Source organism: Clostridium sp. OF09-36 (genome assembly GCF_003481985.1).
Classification (GTDB): Bacteria; Bacillota; Clostridia; order Lachnospirales; family Lachnospiraceae; genus Brotaphodocola.
The window spans coordinates 81,929-98,473 of the sequence record NZ_QUMD01000006.1 but is presented as its reverse complement, the minus strand read 5'-3'; the positions used below and the strand labels follow the sequence as shown (position 1 = coordinate 98,473).

Annotated in this window: 11 protein-coding genes; all 11 read right to left on the bottom strand. The window is 43.6% G+C overall.

The features are described from left to right. Window positions 1–4 precede the first annotated feature (4 nt). Entirely contained in the window at window positions 5–4,180 is a 4,176-nt protein-coding gene (locus DXA97_RS07010) for a hypothetical protein (RefSeq protein ID WP_147355541.1), read from the bottom strand. 154 nt (window positions 4,181–4,334) lie between these two features. Further along, the gene (locus tag DXA97_RS07005) at window positions 4,335–5,195 is read right to left on the bottom strand and encodes a hypothetical protein (protein ID WP_118656251.1); all 861 of its coding nucleotides are present in this window, start codon (window positions 5,193–5,195) and stop codon (window positions 4,335–4,337) included. Window positions 5,196–5,415: 220 nt separating this feature from the next. Continuing rightward, window positions 5,416–6,726 (bottom strand): ATP-binding protein, encoded by a 1,311-nt coding sequence (locus DXA97_RS07000; protein WP_118656253.1) that lies wholly within the window; start codon window positions 6,724–6,726, stop codon window positions 5,416–5,418. Window positions 6,727–7,053: 327 nt separating this feature from the next. Then, the gene (locus tag DXA97_RS20095) at window positions 7,054–7,227 is read right to left on the bottom strand and encodes a hypothetical protein (RefSeq protein ID WP_182436044.1); all 174 of its coding nucleotides are present in this window, start codon (window positions 7,225–7,227) and stop codon (window positions 7,054–7,056) included. A gap of 89 nt (window positions 7,228–7,316) precedes the next feature. Beyond that, window positions 7,317–8,852, bottom strand: a complete 1,536-nt coding sequence (locus DXA97_RS06995; protein WP_118719114.1) for a hypothetical protein — start codon at window positions 8,850–8,852, stop codon at window positions 7,317–7,319. Further along, window positions 8,816–10,765 (bottom strand): hypothetical protein, encoded by a 1,950-nt coding sequence (locus DXA97_RS06990; RefSeq protein WP_147355540.1) that lies wholly within the window; start codon window positions 10,763–10,765, stop codon window positions 8,816–8,818. The genes DXA97_RS06995 and DXA97_RS06990 overlap by 37 nt, the downstream gene beginning before the upstream one ends. After that, window positions 10,728–11,525: a hypothetical protein gene (locus tag DXA97_RS06985; RefSeq protein ID WP_118719110.1), complete on the bottom strand. Its 798-nt coding sequence runs from the start codon at window positions 11,523–11,525 to the stop codon at window positions 10,728–10,730. Before DXA97_RS06985 ends, DXA97_RS06990 begins: the two co-directional genes overlap by 38 nt. After that, window positions 11,522–12,283: a hypothetical protein gene (locus DXA97_RS06980; protein WP_118585050.1), complete on the bottom strand. Its 762-nt coding sequence runs from the start codon at window positions 12,281–12,283 to the stop codon at window positions 11,522–11,524. The genes DXA97_RS06985 and DXA97_RS06980 overlap by 4 nt, the downstream gene beginning before the upstream one ends. Window positions 12,284–12,311: 28 nt before the next feature. After that, complete coding sequence (locus DXA97_RS06975; protein ID WP_118719108.1) at window positions 12,312–14,450, bottom strand: DUF6273 domain-containing protein; 2,139 nt, start codon at window positions 14,448–14,450, stop codon at window positions 12,312–12,314. A gap of 176 nt (window positions 14,451–14,626) precedes the next feature. Further along, window positions 14,627–14,935, bottom strand: a complete 309-nt coding sequence (locus DXA97_RS06970; RefSeq protein WP_118656261.1) for a hypothetical protein — start codon at window positions 14,933–14,935, stop codon at window positions 14,627–14,629. Window positions 14,936–14,983: 48 nt separating this feature from the next. After that, the gene (locus DXA97_RS06965) at window positions 14,984–16,099 is read right to left on the bottom strand and encodes a hypothetical protein (protein ID WP_118585046.1); all 1,116 of its coding nucleotides are present in this window, start codon (window positions 16,097–16,099) and stop codon (window positions 14,984–14,986) included. Between the last annotated feature and the right edge of the window lie 446 nt (window positions 16,100–16,545).

The following is a 16,545-nucleotide window of genomic DNA, read 5'->3' as shown; positions in this document are numbered from 1 at the left end:
AGGATTACATCCGTAACTTTCGCAGGATCCAACCTTTTCGGGTCACACGGATTACGTTTTTCGCAGTAAAATTCACATTGGTCGTTTTGGTTTTAATGCTTCCATCTGCATTATATTTCGGGTACTGATGGTCGTTTTCCGCCACAACATACTCCGGCAGGCCAAAAATATTTTTGACTGGCACTTCATCATAGATACCCGTACCGGCCTCTACCTCTTTCGTCGTAGAAATACTGTCCTTCCGGTAAAGTTTTGCTCCCTCCGGCAGATTTCGAAATACAAGATCAAATCCCGAATCCCCTGTTTTTTCACTTTCAGCTGTAAAAAACAACTGGTTGTAATCAGGATCTTCCACATCTCCAGTCGACTCATCACTGATCTGTTCCTCCGCGGTAAGGATTCCCACAATTCCAGCGTAACCGGTCAAATCGCCTGGAACTCCCGCATTTACATCCTGGCCCAGATTGGTTTGCTGCTGCATTCGGTTTCCAATCGACAATTCATATCCCTCAGAGCGGGTCAATTCCTTTACGTAATAATCCCCCAGGATCAGCGGTCTTCCAATCCAGCAGTTTCCATTCGCCAGTTTGTAATCCGGATAAGTCCTTACCACATCTGCGTCCGCCGTATACTCATCGTATGCTTCTGCATGATCATAGAGATTTTGTGGAGATGCTGCATTCCAGCCCTGGCCACGGTCCACGATCTTACCCTCTTCATAGTCATAGATCATTCCTGGTGCTTCCGTAAAGGCCATAAACGAAGCATCGCCATTTTTATCCGTTGTCGTGACTGCCACCAGATCATTTGCCATATAAACGATTCCCGTTTTTCCGTCCGGATGAATAATATCCGCTGCTGCAAACAGGCCATACACAGCTCCTTCTAATGTGGCATCTCCCTGGGTATCTCCATAGGAATCATATGCGTCGTTTGCCCCATTTTCCAGATCCAAATCCCGCTTATTGATATGGATTTCGCCCTCTGTCCGGTGATCATAGATACGCCACATATTTCCGCAGCCATCTTCATCATTGCAGTGACTAAAATGATCCGCCGGTCCTGGTGTAATAAGTACGCCCACGCTCGGTGAACCCTTTGCCGTGCTGTAGGCACTTTCAAACAATTCTTTACCAGATCCTGAAAGCTGCGCATAAAGGGAAATGTCCGGATCATCACTTCCGGATACAGTCAGATCACCCTCTTCCCTTTGCTTAGTAAATTCTACATACGCCACATAGGTCGCATTGGAGTCTGACGCAAGATCTACCTTCCTGCCGCCAAGAGCCTCTATCTCTCTGATTCGTTCTTCATCCTCAATAAATTCCTGTTCATCTTCAATATCGTCATCAAGGAATTCTTCTGAATCAATGTCTGCCAATTCTTCTTTTGTGGGATTTTCCTCCTTTTTTAAATCACGATTATCTTTTACAACATCCTGAATTGGCGTTTCTTCCTTAGACGGCCTGCTTTCCTCTTCATCAGAAACATCCTCGGAATCATCGTCCCTAGTTTCTACGGCAGAAACCAGCTCCTTTTCTATATCACTGCCCGCTGCATTCTCCGTTGTCTCTGCATAAACAGTCATAATACCGAAAAGTTTTTGAATGCCTTTTTCAATCCAGCCGGAAAATACCTTTCCTTCAAAGGTTTTCAATCTCGCAGACACATCTCCAACCGTGCTGTCCAGCTCTTTAGAAGCTGCGTCATCCACACTGTCTGAATTTTCCAGGTCTCCAAAGCTAGTACCCGTATCGGAATCTTTCTCTGCTGCGTCCTCAGATCCTGTTTCGGAATCATTTTTCTCAGGCTCATCTTTTGAGTCCGTATCTGATATTCCGCCGTCAGGGTTCTCTACTTCACCTTTATCCTCCTGATTTTCCTCATCCTTATCCGAAACTTCCGTGGAATCCAAAATTTCACCATCGGAATCCGATGAATTTTTATTATCAATGTTGTCGGAATCCGTTGTTTCATCCGCTCCGTCCACTGTCTCATGCTTCTGAAACTCTTCATCATCTGATTTTTTTGTATCCGCAGCTGAGCCGTCCACACGCTCCGGTGCCTTTGTTTCTTCAAGCTCCACTTCTTTTTCGATCTTAAATATTTTTGTAAAAAATGAAATGGCCTTTGAAAGAATTCCTTCTTTCTTCTCTTCCTCCAGTGCCGGAACATCCAGATCTTCTCCTATCAGCTCCGCATACTCGGACTCCGTGATACTATGAACGGCGCCTTGCTCCACTCTACTCGTGAAAGAATCTGTCTCCGGAGCAGCATCTTCGTTGATCTGGATCTGATTGCTGTATTCATTCGCAAAATATGAATTTGCACCATTTTCCGAAGAATCCGTTGTGATCACCTCAATAGGAAGGTCATCATTATGCAGATCGTGGAGAATATACCCATTTCGCGCGGTATCCTCCTGATAGGTATAGCTGTATTTCAAAGCAATAAATTTATTGTATGTCGCTTCCGCATCCTGCTTACAGCCAGAATTTACATAGGAATCCTCCCCGGATGCCGAACTGGTCGGCCCTGCATTCGGAGTGCTTCCCTCCTCGCCGCCGCTTGATGCAATGAAAGAGATTTCTCCCTGGCTGACTTCCGACATCAGCCAATGAAAGTGGACTCCCTCATAGGTACCTGCAGATGCAGTTTCGTCGCACGCATCAAAACATTCCAGCCAGCCACTTGCAAGTCTTCGGTTTTCTTCCTTTGCTTCATCAATTTCGTCCTGATTTGTAACTTCTCCTTCCTCATCTTCTTCCTCTTCCGGGACTTCGACAAAAGCCGGTGCCGGATGTCCATCACAGAAGGTTTTATCGTAATGATATTTGTGCTCTACAGTATTGGATGCATAGCCTTCTTCATTGGTCGTAACGGTCGCAACAAACCGATAATCATCCCATACAACCGGATTATCCAGGTATTTTGACAGATACATTTCATGATCTGTTCCACCATACAGTTCTACTGCTCCGTCACGTTCCAGATTGACCTGGTCCTTATCATCAAAACGCTCATAAAACCGGAAACTTGATCCCTCCAAAGTTTCTCCCGTTTCATGATCATACTTAGTCAGCTGCGTATTATAAGTAGAAGTCCAGTCCTCCTCATGCCGATAACAGTTAAATTCAAGGCTGCCACTGCTGGAGGTTCCAGATGGATACGATGGCGTATTTCCACCATTCCCACCAAAACCTTGCTGGCCCCAGAAAATTCCTGTACCGAAAACTCCTGATGCTCCCACGGACGCATAATACACACTGCTAGGAAGAGCCATTTCCACGTATGCCAGTCTCTGATGCTGCTGGGCCGGCACTACCCCAATTCGCGGGAATTTCTTATGCTGACCAGCACACTGCTGAAGCACCCACAGCTGCAGACACTGTTCATACAAATCTCTGGCCGAAGCGAATGTTCCCATTGCCGTTTCATACCTTGTTCCTATTGGATCAAACTGCACATATAACGGAGTCGGGCTGTTTCCAGGATTGGTAAAGATAATCTCCGTATCCGTTTTTACATACGTCCAACCATTCGGAATTTCAGATACGTAGGAGCCGGCCTCCCCCGTCGCAGAAAATTTCAACGGTACCGACTGGATAAACCCGGCATCTGAGCCGTCCTGCGCAAACTTAATACTTAAGGTTCCATCTACTGCTACCGCTGTTTCCGGAGTGGTATGGCCTGCCAGAGTTGCCGGAACCAGTCCACCCATTGTAGCCCCAGCGGAACTACTGCTTAGTAACCCGGCTGTTTCCAACAATTTGTCTGCATTATCACTCCAGACCTTTACCCACGGATATTTTGCCCTGGTGGCAGCACTGTGTAAATACAGCTTTAAATCATCCTTTGTTACTGGTGATGTCATTGGCAACAACCCTAATGATACCGCTGCCTTCTGAAGCTGGTTTAACGCTTTATTAAGATCCTGGCTACCGCCTTGACTCACCTCTAATGATAGCAATGCAAAAAATATCTGCCCAGCCTCTGCTTCGCTCAGTGACGCATACGGGCTTACATATACGTATCGATCTGCCACTCCCAATGCATTATTCGGTGACATTCCGTCAATACAATACTGGCGAAATCCAGAGTCCTTAATATAAGCCTGCATCGTATCACCATATGTCGCAGCTTCACTGGAGATGAAAAATGCCGGGATGTTATTTAACACTGGAGACGTACTGAGAATAAATGCAAGCATCCCTGCACAAATTCGATTTTTGTTCCTTCGAAGTTTTTTCATCTTTATCTACTCTCTTTCCCTTTTTGTAATTTAAAAAAGCAGGCCATCAAAACTGATAGCCTGCTCACAAATATCTATTCTATTATTTCCAAAGATTTCCGTATTCTTCATAGCTCATTCCCAATTGCGACTGGATCTGTTCGTCTGTATAGTCTGGGAATAAATAATGAAAATACTCTCTCCATGTAATTTCACCTTTTTGGGCTTTTTCTCCCATATCTAACTGTTCCTGCAATATTTGCGCTTCTTCTGATGCAAAATACTCGTTTTTATACCGATCTCTCTCCGCCGCATAATCAACGGCCTTGCAGTTCTTCACCCCATTATTGGTTGGATCAACCACGTACCAGATTTCTCCGATCTGTACCAAACACCGCTTATGATAGGCCGAAGACTGATATGCTTCACATCTGACGCCTACCAGCTTACAAAGCTCTGCCAGTTCATTTGAAAACTGTTCACACATCCCATGTCTGGTACGAAGGACCAACCACCGCTCTTTACTGCGATTGTATCCCGCATCCGCATCATAGATATTTCCATGGTATGCTGCCCCGACTCTTTCAAAAGCTTTCTGGTATCTGGTATATTCATCTGCATGGATCCAGTCAAAACTATGAAGAAATTCCTGCAAAAGTGGATATGCCTCATCCATGTAATTGTTGTATGGTGTCTTATATTCTCCATGCGCATTTAAAATGCTCTGTTCCCCTTCTTGCGGAGAATTGTACCATTCTTTTAAGTAATATTCTGGATCCGTAATTTCCGGATGCTGATCACTGAAAATAGAACCGCAGCCCATTACATCCGTTAAATCAGCTCCCGGTAAGCATACAGTACCGGCACTGACTTCTGCTGCCACTTCTGAAGTCCCAGCGTATGCTGACATATTCATAAACATCGCTGCAGTCAAAGCCGCACACAAAATGGTTAGTCTTTTCATAAAACTTCTCCCCTCCTTCTCTGCTCTATAATCACTGTATACGATCCATGATGATATGTAAACTACCAACCTGATCCAAAAGCCCTTTTGAACAAAAATCATGACTATCGAACATCAATTATAGAATTTTCTTTCTCTTCCCATGCTACGGAATATGAATACTTCAAATCTGTCTAAATAAAAAACAGGCCACCAAACGATAGCCCGTTTCTCCCATAGCCTAATTTACATGCACCATATTTTTTAAATACTCAGCGAGCATATATAATGGAACATTAATAAGCCAGTCTTCTTTTTTATAATTTGCCATGCTGCTTCGAACCGCCATGTCCGGCTGATATTTATCACAAAAAGCTTTCAGGCTCTTTGCGCGAAGATTTTGTTCCGCTTTTACTTCAATTGGGATGCAATCCAGATCTCCCTGCAGCATGAAATTAATTTCACCCGTTGAACGCTCTGTCGCAAAATAATAGAGTGGATATCCAGCTGCATGCAACTCCTGCGCGACATACTGCTCTGTGAGCGCCCCTTTGAACTCTTCAAAAATACGGCTGCCGTCAAGCAACAATCTGGCCGATAAACCGGCCTTCGCTGTTAATAATCCCACATCAAACATGAACATCTTGAAACTGTTCATTTCCATATATGCAATAAGTGGAATATCCGGCTTTGATACCCTGTAGCTTCTCAAAATCAATCCTGCATCTTCGAGCCACTGTATTGCAAGCTCAAAATCTTTAGCCCGTGCTCCTTCACGCAGCGCACCGTACATGAACTTTCGGTTTTCCTTCGCCAGTTGGGACGGAATTGAATTCCAGACCATCATAATACGCGGAACAACCTCTTTGGGAGCATGCTTGCTGAAATCTTCCTCATAGTACGTGAGAAGATTGTTCTGGATCTCACGAACTTCATACAGATCATCGGAATCAATATAAGTCTGTACCACCTCTGGCATTCCGCCCACATAGTAATACTTCTTCAACAGATCCACGTACTTTCCTGCATATGCATTGATCAGCTCATAGTCCTGGGCCTTAAGTGTTTCATACAGCCCATTTTCACCAACCGCCAAAAGAAATTCACTAAAACTCATTGGACAGAGTTTTAAAAAATCCACTTTTCCCACCGGAAAGGATGTTCCCTGATGCAATGCAACACCGAGCAATGAACCGGCTGCAATAATAGAATACTGTGGCGCGTTCTCATAAAAATACTTTAATGATGCCAGAGCCTTTGGCGCTTCCTGAATCTCATCAAAAATAATCAGGGTATTCTCTGCCTGAAAACTTTTTCCGTATTCTATTTTAATTGCCGACAAGATCCTCTTTAAATCAAAATCCAGTTCAAATACGTCCTTCATCGCTTTATTATTATCAAAATTGATATAGACTGTATTTTCATAGAATCTGGCACCAAATTCCTTCATGATCCATGTTTTGCCGACCTGTCTTGCCCCCTGTATGATCAAAGGCTTTCTATTCTTTTTCTTCATCCACCGTTCCAACTTAGTAAACAGTTCTCTTTCCATAAAAAAACTCCTCCAAAACGCATATGTTTCCTACCGTCGTTTTAATTATAACATTTTTTCGGCTGTAATTCTAATTATTTTAACATTTTTTCGGATGTTATTTTATAAATCTTAACATTTTTTTGGTTGTTAATCCGGAATATAAAACACTTTTTCGGTGCTTCCAGTATTTCAATTATAATCAAGAAACGTTATTCATATTCCGCAGCATGGGAATTTTCCATACTGCATATTCTTTTGCTATCATACTATTCAGTTTTCAAGGTACACACCGCGCCTGCGGAAACTGAACCGTATCCCTTTGACAGCATACGATTCCCTGCATTGTTATTGCTGCTCATCCTTATTCTTTTCTTTCTCTGTCAAACCAACTTTTCTTACATAATCCCGCATCTTTTCTTCCCTGGCATCAACCCTCTTTTTAAGAATTTCATACAATTCAAAAAGTAATTTCCAATCTTCCTCGGATTCTTCATCTTGTTTGTTTCCCGGCTTTTCCAACGGCAGTTCCCCCTGTGTATGGTCACTTATTCTTTTGATGGCAGTGCCCTTAACAGGGCACCACCAAAATAATAAATACACTGGTATATTTATTTTGTCTGAACTACTCCATTCACAACCCAGATACCATCTGCATTTAACTGATATCCGTCAATTTCACAATTTCTTTTCATGGCTCCTCTGGTTCCATTAGAGACTGGGTTAAAGTAATAGCACATTCCGTCGATCCAGTACCAACCGGTTACCATACGTCCCTGTGTACCATCCGATACCGGGTTCAAATAGTATCTGTTTCCATCGACATCTGTAAACCAACCTGTCACCATATAACCGGATTCATCAAACCGGAACCAGTCATACTCCTGCTGGCCTTTGGTTTTATCCGCATATGGATTATAAATTGCTGCCCATTTAGATGCATAAGTACGTGTATCATCGCGGAACATCCATTTATGCTGCTCAGTTTCTGTCCATGTTCCTCGCACAACATATTCCGGCAGACTGCTGGCAGCAGGTGTTGTGCCGGAGGTGGCTACTGCCTTTGAGCTGTGGCTTCCGCCACCGCCACCACCTCCGCCGCCACCGCTGGAGGATGATGAATAAGTTGTCTGGTCGGATACTGTAATTTTTAATGTCACAACGGTGCTGTCTGAACCAGTCGCATCCGTTCCGGTAATAACCGCCTGAATTGTTCCCGTATACGGACTTACACACGCCTTTCTGATCCACTTCAGACCAGCATCCTGAACTGGCCGGATCGTTCCGTCTGCAGAAACCTGCAGCACAGATGTATTGGAAGAACTGTAAGTAACCGGTCGTTTTTCCTGATATGTTGTTGCAATCACCTGTTTCTGCGGCATATCACCAAATGTATAGGTTGGAGAGTTTCTTCTTCCGGTCATCGTGAGTACCAGATCCAGAGTTTCTGTTTCCGGCATCTCAATACACCTTGCAGCATAATTTAAAACGACCGTGGTTTCGCCCACTTTCTGACCGTCAACAGTCGTTGCAATCGCTTTGATCGTCTTGGTTCCAGTATACGGCGCTACATGCTCAGCATCCTTAATCCACTGTGCATTTGGATTCGGTGCCAGAAGACCGGTCTGGGAAATACTTGCCACATCCGTATCCGATACGGACCAGATTACTTCACGGTTATATGGTGTATGTAAAGCATCTGAACTACAATCCGGCAGTACGGTGCAGCTAAGCTGTACCGGATCAAATCCAGTCCGGGTTTTCACTGCAGAATTAATATCACCCTCTTTGGTTGCCTGAAGATCAAATTTCACCTGTTGCTGGCCCATCTGAACACTTTCCGGGTGAATGACGGTCTCATCCACTGTGACAAATTTCAATGTAACCTCGCAGTCTGCGGTCTGGTGGCCATTCGTAGCATCCTCACTGGTAACGGTCACATGCTCTACCTGCGTTGCTGTTCCGGAGAGCTTCTCATAAGGATCCGCATCCCGCTTCTGATTATCTGCATTAATGACATTCTGGATCCATGCAGGGTTATCAGCGCCATTCGGATCATACTTTGCTTCCACTTTCAACTCATGCTCAAAGCTTCCCTGTGGAGTAATCTTTAAATACTGTTTGGGATTCTCATCTTCCCAACGCACATTCTGGGTAAAACTCTGGCCGGTCTGAGACTTGCTGCCAGGATCTGCGGTTCATCTGCAAAAATGGTTTCTGTCGGATTTTTCCGGTCTCCAGTGAGTTTCCTGGTAATGGTATAAGTGATATTGTTCTTGTTTAATTCCACTCCTTCAACGCGGAGCGTTGTCTCATCCACAATCTTAAAATCAACCGTGACGGTCACATTTCCGTAAACAGATTTATGATCCGGTGAGGTGTCTGCATTGGTTGAAGCTGTCAAAATTGCATTTTTGCTGGTTACAGTAGCTGGAATTGCGCTTAAGTAGTTATTATCCTGCTGCGCTTTTACCGCTTTATTTAACAGGCCATTGATCCAACTGCCGGCCATATTCGGTTTGATCTTTGCAGCCGTCTCCACATAACCTGCATCGGATGCATTTACCACAAGATCGGAATCGTCAATGCTCCAGCTGTGTGTTTTATCCGTACTTGCTCCGGTATCATTGTGTACAGCATTTACAGTAACCGGATTAACATTGATCGCAGAAAGATCATTTCCGGTATACGTTGCAAGCTGATTGTTGTTGCCATCCAATACTACTGTCTGCACCGTCGGATTTTTCCGGTCCCCGGTCCGGGTCTGTACCACATGGAACGTCACATTGGCCGGATCCATGGAAAGTTTTGAGGTTGTCCTGATGTACTCTACATCCAGCTCTGTGCTATGCTCTGGCATTTCAAACGTATATCCCCCACCGGTCTGATACGTCATATCCTGCGGATTTCCGTCCTCATCCGTATAGGTTGGTGGCTTTACGCCGCCAGGCTCATTTTCATCCGTTACCATCTGATAAATGCTTCCATTTGTATTCTTGGCTGCGGTCGTTACATGGACCGTTTCTCCCGGTCTGACAGCAGCAGAACTATCTTTATCGATGATCCGGTAAAAACTGTTGGCACCTCCCGGATATGCCGTAAAAGTAGCCACATCCTGATCAAATGTGCCATTGGAATTTGCCACATCTACACGACTAACCGACAATAAATAGCCTTTCACCGGCTGCCCATATGTTCCCGGTGCATAATGATCAATGGAAAATGGCAGGCCATTTTCGTAATCTGCTACCGTAAAATCCCGATCCAGTCTGGTAACTACAATATTGCGGATTCCGTCTTCCAGTTCTTCATAGAAATATCTGCTGGCATCATAGGTTTCATTGGCTCCATTTTTCAAATAGTAGTGAACTTCATTATCATTCCAATATCCGATGTGGGCCGCATCGGTAACGGTCGTATCTGATGATTTTCCACTTCCGACAATCGCTTTTGTCTTATTGGCTACGGTCGTGAACCAGTACGCCAGGTTCTTCCCAGAGGTTGTGCCATATTTCATATCAACGGAATCTTTGCGGGTACCGATAAAGATGCCTTCTCTTGCTGTTCCCGCATTTGTCTTTCCGATCTCTCCAAACATGCGGGCAACAACAATTTCTCCGCCTTCATAATAACCAGTGATACCGCCAACCGCATAGGCACCGTTTCCGCCAATTGTTCCGTCCACGGACACATTGTAAAGGGATGTACCGCTGCTCATTGCTCCGACGATACCGCCTACATAATATCTGCCCAGGATATTATTTCCGGTCGCGGATACACTGGTATCAACGATATAGGCATTGCTCACCTCACCGGCAATACCGCCCGTTTTACTGGTAGCACCGAGGTTCACTGTATTCACGGTTGCTGTTACATTTTCGATCGTAGCCCTGGAGCCAGAACTGCTTCCGAAAATTTTTCCAGCCAGACCACCTACCGCTGCATCAGAAGCATAACCACCAGATGATGTATTGGCAGCAGCAGTTCCTTCAACTGTCACGTCCGTGATTACGGACTCCCCTTTATCTGCCGGCCAGAATGCCAACATGGTTATATCCATATACACGGGCATCTTCGATGACCAGATTTTTTACAACCGCGCCATCCAAGACTCCAAAAAGGCCAACATTCTGAAGATTTTTTGAAATATTTACAATTTTCAGGCCACTGATTGTATGGCCATCTCCGTCAAAAGTACCCTTAAAACTATTGGATACATTACCGGATAACTGTGCTGCATTCTGATACCAGCCAATTGGGTTCCAGTTTCCATTATTAATGGTAAAGGAAAGATCAATATCATCCATTAACCGATAATGGGCAGTATCATAATTACCTGTACCAGCTGCAATCGCCTGTGTCATGATCATCAGATCTTCCAGATCTTCAATCTGATACGGATTGCTCTCTGTTCCGTCTCCAGTAAGATCAAAATTCCCATCGATCCAGTTATTCCAAAGATCTCCTACACTGCTTGCCATAAGTGCCGAAGCATTTGCACCCAACTGTTTTGCAATTTGCTCCTGATTTTTTTCATACCAGGAATACAGTGCGCTGTAATCTTCGTTGGTATCATCCTCCATAACACCATAAAACCAGTCCCACAGAGTTTCTTCTTCCAAATATGTAAAAAACCACTCTGAAAATGCATCACTGCCAATATCCTTCGGCCGACTCTCTTCAACCAGCTTTGTATTGAAGTGCTGATAATCTTCCGTGAGTTCCTGCAGTGGCATCGCAAGCGCGGTAGAAACATTGCAGGCACTGAACATCGCAGCAGTCAACACCGCAAACAGTCTTCGATATCTACGTTTTTTCATGTCAGTTCCTCCACCTCTTCATCCAGTACGGCCATGTTCTCTTCTGTTTCTGCATCTACCTCGGAAGATATTTTTTCATCTGGCTGCCCGTCTTTCTCCAGGATCTTCTGATAGGATTTAAACGCTTTATAATACAGCTTATCGTGTTCTACCGCCCAGGTAAAAAATGTGTCATCCTCTACATGCTCTGCCAGCATCTCCCATAAAAAATCTTCTTTACAGTTTTTCTTAAACCATGCTGTAAATTCTTCCGTTCCGATTTCCGGCATATCCCCGTATTCCTCTTCTGGCGCTTTTGACGGTTCTTTCTGGAGTTCATCCGCCAGCTCTGTCTCATCCACTACCTTCTCCTCTTCGGTTTCTTCTGTGTCCTCGTCCTCCAACTCATCTTCTTTCGATTCCATTTCCGCTGAGTCAGCATCCTCATTTTCTGATTCACCGCTCTCATCAGATTTTTCCGCTTCCTTTACCTCTTCCTCTGACTCTTCGGGTTCCGATTCTTCTGGATTAGATTCTTCCGTTCCTGCTTCTGCCTCATCCGTGCCCTTCAAATCCGTGTCTTCCGACTTTTCATGGTCTTCATCATCAGCTTCTTCTGTCTGATCCATGTCCACCTGACTGTCTTCATCAGCAACATCCTCCGAAGCAGCCTCCCCATTCAAAGCTATCTGACCGGCAAACTGATCAGCCAGCGCGGTTGCTGGAACAGAAGCGGTAAGTGCAGCTGCCATTAAGATCACAACGCCTCGTTTCCTCATTCAAATTCCTCCTACTAATTTTCTATGATCATCCCTGCGGTACCGCAAAGGCTGGTCTTACACCAATCGAAGTAGTTACCCTTAACTCTTCATCTGTACTGCCGCCATCCGGTTTCACTGCCTCTGGCCGAATCATTCCATTGACCAGATCCACGATATAGGCATACCCACTATTGGCATCTGCATTCCCCATAGGAGAACGCAGCCAATATCCATTGCAGAAATTATCGGTTACCACTTCCGGATTATCCGCATCCGTATCACCAAATTTCCAAAGATAATCTTTATACTTTAAGGCCTCTTCCACCGATAAACTAAAAAGTCTGGCTGTCAGTCTCTGATATCCGATACTATGCACAGTCAAATCCTGGTCGCTTAATTCACTGAACCGCCCCTTACCTGTGCTTCCGGTAAATGCACTGTCCACGCCAATATGGCAGTTAAAGCTCTGAAAAATTCTATTCTGATGCTTGCTCAGCCAATTATGTATCTTGGAATACTTATAATCACTTTCATCACCAAAATTTACTACCGGCCCCGGAAGAAATACCTGGCCCATAATGCCTTCTTTATCCGGTAAATAGGAATACTCACTCCCATAATTTGCCGGAATCACATCATCACAAAGGAACAATGCCAGTTTCTGATGATTTTCGGATTTATCATAATAATTTGTATCTACACACCGAAATTCATAAGTTTTCTGATCGATCACTACTTTCTGGACATCTCCCACTGACCAATAGATTGGATCCGCGGTACCGGCATCTGGAGCACTGAGCACAATAGCCGGGCGAAGCAACATATCATCCGTAGGTGCCACAAGGCTCGTTGAACCATCCTCATGTACAACCACAAGTTGTCCATTTTCTACGGTTCTTGTAATGTAATCACCTTCTATCTGCCCACGATATGCAAGCACTTCTTCCTTAGACATAATAGCTGCATACGCAAGCGCACCATCTGCATCAATCGGCATCAGTGCCTGCCCTGTAATGCTGAAACAGTCCGCAAATGTACCAACAAAAGCCTGGTATGGATTGGAAAGCATATAATCAAGTGATCCATAACCTCCAAATTCACTTGCCGGTATTCCCGTATCCGAAATATAAAGATAGCCATTCTGAAAGTTTTCACTCACACAGACAAACTGCATCTGATATTCACTCTGGGATGGCCTATACGTTGCCGTGATCCGGTCTCCGTCATTCTGTTCCTCTGTGCGCTTCCCACACCTGTCACATAATGAGTCACCATTTTCATCCACATGCCCCAGGGCCGGTAACGTTTTTACTTCTGTCTTACTGCAGATACTGCAAACATATTTCTCTGACCCTGATGACAGGCATGTTGCTTCTGTTCGCTTCTCCAGTTTCCAGTTATGACTACAAGTTTCTCCAAATTTTTTATTTACGAGAAACACGTAAATTCTATATTCCGCTCCATCCAGCTGAATCGTATCCAGAAGATTTGTGCTGTACTCCACAGAAGTACTGTATAATTCCTTCAAAATCACCCCTGTTGCCGCACAGTCTTTCGCAATCACATAAACAGGAGTGGCAGCAGTATTCTTTATCTGCGTTGACAGACTTCGCAGACGATAAGAACATTTGGCGTTACTTTCACAAATTATCTGATCATCCAGAATCTCCTCTGCTTCCTTTCCAGTGATTGCTGCATCCGCTTTTTTAACCCTTTCAAGATACATTTCAAAGCGTTCCCGTTCCGACGCCTCTGGATCGTCTGCATCCCCGACAGATCCTTCATCCGAATAAGTGATATAGATGATTTTTTCACCCGGCCCATATACATTTATCCGGTATGGTGAGTCCTCATTTGCTAGCCAGCGATGCCCGTTTACGATCAGGCTGTTCGCATATGGTATAACCAGCTCTTCACCCTCTAAAATCGTTCCACTGCGCATTGCAGATAACTGGATTTGTCTGCTCTCTTCATCTACAAAATAAACCTTCCATGAAACCAGTTCCCGCGGGGCAACTTCCACTGTTGCATTCTGGTCTGTATCCTCTAAAGCATTTCCATATGCAGAAAGTTCACTTTCCACCGGCTGTTTTATCGTATAACCATAAGACAGGACCGGTTCTGACATAATCACAATTCCAAAAAGCAAGAAGGCATAACGGCTCATTGATTTTCTTTTATTCATTGCAAATCTCCATCAATCGATCAATAAATTCTGTTTTCTGCAGCAATTTCAAAAATGACATAATGAATTCTTTACCATACAGTCTTTTCTGCTTCTCTAACCGGTGAAGATCATCCTCTACAATCTTTCCCCAAGCTAACCGCTATAGTCGAAACTGCAGGCTATAGCAAAGTGGATTACTCAATATCCTCTCCCATCCCCGTTCCCATCAATGCTGCCTCATCAGCTTCCAGTTCAATACGATATTTTTTACAAAGGCTATTTATTTTCTTCTGCAAGTCAGTCTGAACAGTTGCAATCATACTAACCAGATAGTTTTCAGAAATTGGAAGGCGCTGCATTCGTCCACTTCCAACGCGATAGGTACAGCTCAGCGAAGATTCCGGATTTTTAGTACTGTTATCCAATATTTTAAGCTGCTGAAGCAAGTCGGCCACTTCTAAAAGAGCCTGCTCCTGTGCCATGTCCTTCATTATTTTTGCCATTTAATTTCCTGCCTAAGTCCGCTGCCAGGCAGTCCACTTCCTCCCTTCTTATGCTTCCAGGAAATAAAAACCTGTCGCCCCAACGATCTGCCACCGGGCCTTCTCTGAATTGAATACCGGCTCTACAAAACATCCTGGTAAGACATCTGCTTTTGAAAGTGCGCTCCGTGATATCAATACCGTTCCTGTCGTAAAAATGCAATGCTTCATCAGCGGCTCATCAATACTCTGTATCATTGAAATTACTTTTTGTATGCCTTTAGCATCCTCGCATATGATGGCCGCAAACGTAGATCCATTTCCTGTAGTCTCATGGATTACCGCACGCAGCGCCGTACAAAAGCCTCTAACCTTTGAATTTATATAATATGAATGATCTTTTTCGGTTACGATCCTCTCATTCGTATAAAAATTGACTGCAAAGATTACCAGACGAGTGGGCATAACACCTTCTTTCTTAAAATCAATAATTGCTGGCAACTCATCTATACCCTTCACATTTTTCAGGCGATAAGAAAATATATATTTTGACATATACTTCTGCTTCAAAAAAACCGCCGCAAGTAACCCCGCATTAGCCCGCTCCATTTTTGTCATTTCATTAAGCCATATTGTTTTTGAATCAAACCTTAATTGCTGATCTGCCTCCAGCATGGTCCGAAAAGCGTATGTTGCATGGGCAGTAAGAGAATACATCTGCCTGGTCTGATGTGCTTCCGATTTTGCACTCTTCAAATATGCGTATACAGTTTCGTTGATCTGAAACTTTTCAACAATAACCAAACCACTCATTGCTAACGTATCAAGGCGTTCTTTCAGGGATCGTCGATCCAACTTTGGAATACAACGTATCGGCCGATTTTCTTCCTTAGCTTTTCGTTCTTCCTTTTCACGTTCTGCCATCAGCACTGTACAAATTGATAGCAGATCCGCATGCCCAAGCATTCGGATCACACGTAAAATATACATATCAGAAACGGTAAATGCTTTCTTTACCAATAACGCCTGCATTTCCGCCAATGACTGCGGATTTGTAACGCCCGCGACCTCAAATTTCATTTTGCCGGGATCCCATACAGAATAAGGAGATGGAAGAACCAATTCCGGCTTCAAATCTTCCAAAATCTGCTTTGCCAACACCTGTGTATCATGTTCCAATGCCACATTTCCCCCTACTTTCTACATAATTCGATTTATGAAACCATGTAGGTCCAAAAATAGCAACAATTTTAGTAATTTAATCAACAATATTTAAAATTTAATAAAATTATTAATAGTATCACAGTCAAAAACTTAATAGTATCACAGTCAAAAACTTGAATCCACGTTGTTTTTAAGAAAAAATAATTGTAAAATAATGTCATAAATCGAATTATGTCATTATTTTGATATTCCATTATAAAATACCATATTAGGTTTGGGAAAAAATAATTGTAAAATAATGTCATAAATCGAATTATGTCATTATTTTGATATTCCATTATAAAATACCATATTAGGTTTGGGCATTTTCCCCAAAAAACGACCATTATAAAAGCAAAACAAAAGCAAAACTTCCATTCATTTATTTTCTGAACAAGAAGTTTTGCTTTTGTTTTCTTTGACATCAA